The 3840-nt window shown below is 75.2% G+C and carries 3 protein-coding genes; 2 read left to right on the top strand and 1 reads right to left on the bottom strand.

Features of this window, described 5'->3' with window-relative positions; all coding sequences use genetic code 11:
- Positions 1-169: 169 nt before the first annotated feature.
- Positions 170-1339 carry a cytochrome P450 gene (locus tag ACFQ3T_RS35045; RefSeq protein ID WP_380730182.1) on the bottom strand — a complete coding sequence of 390 codons (1170 nt, stop codon included), beginning with the start codon at positions 1337-1339 and terminating at the stop codon, positions 170-172.
- Between the two features lie 62 nt (positions 1340-1401).
- On the opposite strand from ACFQ3T_RS35045, the gene ACFQ3T_RS35040 reads away from it, so the two are divergent.
- Positions 1402-2712 (top strand): CoA transferase, encoded by a 1311-nt coding sequence (locus tag ACFQ3T_RS35040; RefSeq protein ID WP_380730180.1) that lies wholly within the window; start codon positions 1402-1404, stop codon positions 2710-2712.
- A gap of 198 nt (positions 2713-2910) precedes the next feature.
- Positions 2911-3840: serine/threonine-protein kinase (locus tag ACFQ3T_RS35035; RefSeq protein ID WP_380730177.1), on the top strand; the 930-nt coding region annotated here is incomplete at its 3' end.

Raw genomic sequence — 3840 nt, 5'->3', positions numbered from 1 at the left:
AACGCACCGGCCGGATCGCCGCCACCGACGTCCGCGACCTCCTCCTCAACCTCCAGGGCCTGCCCGTGCCCGGAACCTGAGCGGGAACGCCAACCCGTCCCTCCACGTCGAGCCCGGTGTGCCGGCCGCCGCGGTCGTAGCCGCCGCGGTCACCAGCCGGCTGGTGACTTCACCAGGTGACCGGCAGGGAGCGCAGGCCGTAGATCGGCGCGTCGAACCGGAACTCGACGTCCTCGAACGGCACGGCGAGCCGAAGGTCCGGCAGCCCGGTCACCAGCGCGCGCAGGGCGACGCGCATCTCCAGCCGTGCCAACAGGTGCCCGACGCACTGGTGCACGCCGCTGCCGAACGCGAGGTGCGCCCGCGCGTTCCGCCGCAGGTCGAGGCGGTCGGGGTCGGGGAACGCGGCCGGGTCGCGGTTCGCGGCGAACAGGGACGCGATCACGCCGTCGCCCGCGCCCAGCGCCGTCCCGCCGACCGCCGCCTCACCCGCCACCGCCCGCACCACCCCGTGGTGCACGGGGCTGAGGTAGCGCAACAGCTCCTCCACCGCGTTCTCGACCAGGCCGGGATCGGCCACCAGGGCGTCCCACCACGCCCGTTCCCGCTGCAACGCCAGCACGGACAGCGCGATCGAGTTCGCGGTGGTCTCGTGCCCGCCGACGAGCAGCAGCACCGTCATCCCGACGGCTTCTTCGTCGCTCAGCCCCGGCTCGCGCACGAGGCGGCTGATCAGGTCGTCCCGCGGGTCGGCGCGGCGCGCGCGGACCAGGTCCGCGAGGTACCCGTGCAGCTCCTCCAACGCCGACCGCACCCGTTCCGCCGACAACGACCGGTCGAGGTGGGCGCGGCTGCGGGTGGAGAAGAACTCCTGGTCCGACACCGGAACGCCGAGCAGCAGGCAGATCACGTCCGACGGCACGGGCAGCGCGAACGCCGTCACCAGGTCCGCCGGCCGCGGCCCCGACCGCAGTGCCGCCAGGCGTTCCGCCGTGATCCGCTCGACCTCGGGCCGCAGCGCGGCCATCCGCCGCACGGTGAACTCGCCGGTCAGCATCCGCCGGTACCGGGTGTGCTCGGGCGGGTCGGTGACCAGGAAGCTGCCCGGCGCGGCCTCGCGGTCCACCACCGGCCGCAGCTGCGGGAACCCCGGCGTGCTCGGGTCCGACGAGAACCGGCCGTGATCCCGCAGCACCGCGCGCACGTCGTCGTACCTGGTCACGAGGTGCGCCCGCTGCCCGTGCCGCAACGAGACCGGGCACATCGGCGCCTCCGCCCGCAGCGCCGCGAACTCCGCCGGCGGGTCGAAACCGGGACGACGCGCGATCGGGTAGTCCATGGTGATCGACCTTATAGCCGTCACCGCGGGACTTCCGGCGCCGGAGGAAGCACACTGCCGACGTGGACGACGTGGACCCGGTGACAGCACACGCGTGGGCGGCGCTCGGCGGGCCGTCCGACCCGACCGTCGAGTACGCGGGCGCGGGTGACGTGCTGCCCGCCCGCCTGCCGGTGCGGGAGATGGCACGCGCGACCGTGGGCGTGTGCGCGCTCGCGGCGGCGGAGTTGGCGGCGACGCGGAACGGCGTCCCCGCGTCCCCGGTCCGGGTGGAGGAGGCGGCGGTCGCCACGGCGTTCACCAGCGAACGCCACCTGCGGATCGACGGGCGCGCCGGCACCGGGTTCGCGCCGCTGTCCGGCTTCTGGCGCACCGCCGACGGCTGGGTCCGGACCCACGCCAACTACCCGCACCACCGGGCACGCCTGCTCGACGCCCTGGGCGTTGCCGACCGGACGTCCCTCGAACGCGAGCTGGCCGGTCGCCGGGCGCTGGACGTGCAGGAAACCGTTTACGCCGCGGGTGGGTTGGCCGTCGCGGTGGCGACCGAACCGGACCCGACCCGGCGTCCGCTGGTGGAAACCCGTGCCACCGAAGCCGGGAAACGCGTCCTCCCGCCCGCGTCCCGTCCCGCCGACGGCGTGCGCGTCCTCGACCTCACCAGGGTCATCGCCGGCCCGGTCGCCACCCGCACGCTGGCGTTCCTCGGCGCGGACGTCCTCCGGGTCGACTCGCCGCACCTGCCCGAGGACCCCGACATCCACGCCGACACCGGCCCGGGCAAGCGGTCCACGCTGCTCGACCTCGCCGCCCGCCACGACCGCCGCACGTTCGACGACCTGCTCGACCGGGCCGACGTCGTCGTCACCGGGTACCGGCCCGGCGCGCTCGACCGGCACGGCCTCGCCCCCGAAGCGCTGCACGCGCGGCGTCCCGACCTGGTCGTCGCGCAGCTCTCCGCCTGGGGCGACCGCGACGGCTGGGCCGGCCGGCGCGGGTTCGACAGCCTCGTGCAGGCCGCCACGGGCATCGCCGCCGTCGAGGGCGAGGACGGCGTGCCCGGTGTGCTGCCCGCCCAGGCCCTCGACCACGGCACCGGCTACCTGCTCGCCGCCGCCGTCCTGCGCGCCCTCGCCGAACCGGGCGGCCGGCACGTCGCGCTGTCGCTGACCGGCACCGCGTCCTGGCTCCTGTACGACGTCGAACCCGCGCCCGCCGCAGGCGACTACGACCCGGAGCCGTGGTTGGTCGAGACGCCGTCGCCCTTCGGCACGCTCCGCCACGCCCGCCCGCCGTTCGGCGAGGGGACTTGGGACCGGCCGCCGACCCCCTGGGGCGCCGACGAACCACGCTGGCAGGACGCCCGCCGCTGACGTCCACAGTGGACGATAGACCCGGCCTTCGCGGACCCGAAGTCACGGAGTTCGGTGGCACGCGGCTCGGATCGCGAACCGGCCCGCGTGGTGAACGGACAAACGACCACGGAAGTGTTACGACTGAAACGCACGTTCGAGGGGTAGCCCGATCGGGTAACCCCGGCACCGGACGTGCGCACGACGTTGGGAGCACGGGTGGTGGACCGCACTATCGCAGGCCGGTACCGGCTGACCGAGAGGGTCGGCGCGGGTGGGATGGGGGTGGTGTGGCGGGCCGAGGACCAGCGGCTCCGTCGCATCGTCGCGGTCAAGGAACTGCTGTCCCGCGCGGGTTTCGACCAGGAGTCGATCGACCGCGCGATCCGTGAGGGGCGCATCGCGGCGCGCTTGACGCACCCCAACGTGATCGCGCTGTACGACGTCGTCGAGCAGGACGGCCACCCGTGGCTGATCATGGAGTACCTGCCGTCGCGCAGCCTGGCCACGGTGATGACCGAGCGCGGCGTGCTGCCGCCGGACGAGGTGGCGCGCATCGGCGTGCAGCTGGCGTCCGGGCTGGCCGCGGCGCACCGGGCGGGCGTCATGCACCGGGACGTCAAGCCCGGCAACGTGCTGGTCACCGAGTTCGGCACGGTCAAGGTCACCGACTTCGGCACGTCGCGGGCGGTCGGCGAGGCGACCGTCACCGCGTCCGGGATGCTCGTCGGCACGCCTGCCTACCTCGCGCCGGAGGTGGCGCGCGGCGGCCGGGGCGAGTTCCCGGCGGACGTGTTCGCGCTGGGCGCCACCCTGTACGCGGCGGTCGAGGGCACGCCGCCGTTCGGCGTGGACGGCAACACGATCGCCCTGCTGCACCGGGTGGCCGACGGCCGCTTCCCGCCGCCGCGCAACGCCGGGCCGCTGACGCCGGTGCTGCTGCGCCTGCTCGACGCGAACCCGGAGACCCGGCCGACCATGGCCGAGGCGGAGAACATGCTGCGGACCGTCCGGTTCGACGGCACCGCCGCCCGCGTCCCCGCGCCGCCCCCGACCGCGATCCTCGCCGCGCCCCTCGACCCGCTGCCCGAGTCGGACGGGCACGCGTCCCCCGCCGACCCCGCGGCCACCCCGTCCGCGCCGGACGAC

This window comes from Saccharothrix hoggarensis, assembly GCF_042678885.1.
Taxonomy (GTDB): domain Bacteria; phylum Actinomycetota; class Actinomycetes; order Mycobacteriales; family Pseudonocardiaceae; genus Actinosynnema; species Actinosynnema hoggarensis.
Note: the sequence above shows the minus strand (reverse complement) of the source record. Positions and strands in the feature narration are given on the sequence as shown.

Coding starts and splice junctions, on each gene's coding strand:
- ACFQ3T_RS35045 (WP_380730182.1), bottom strand. CDS start 1,339: ATGGACTACCCGATCGCGCGTCGTCCCGGTTTCGACCCGCCGGCGGAG.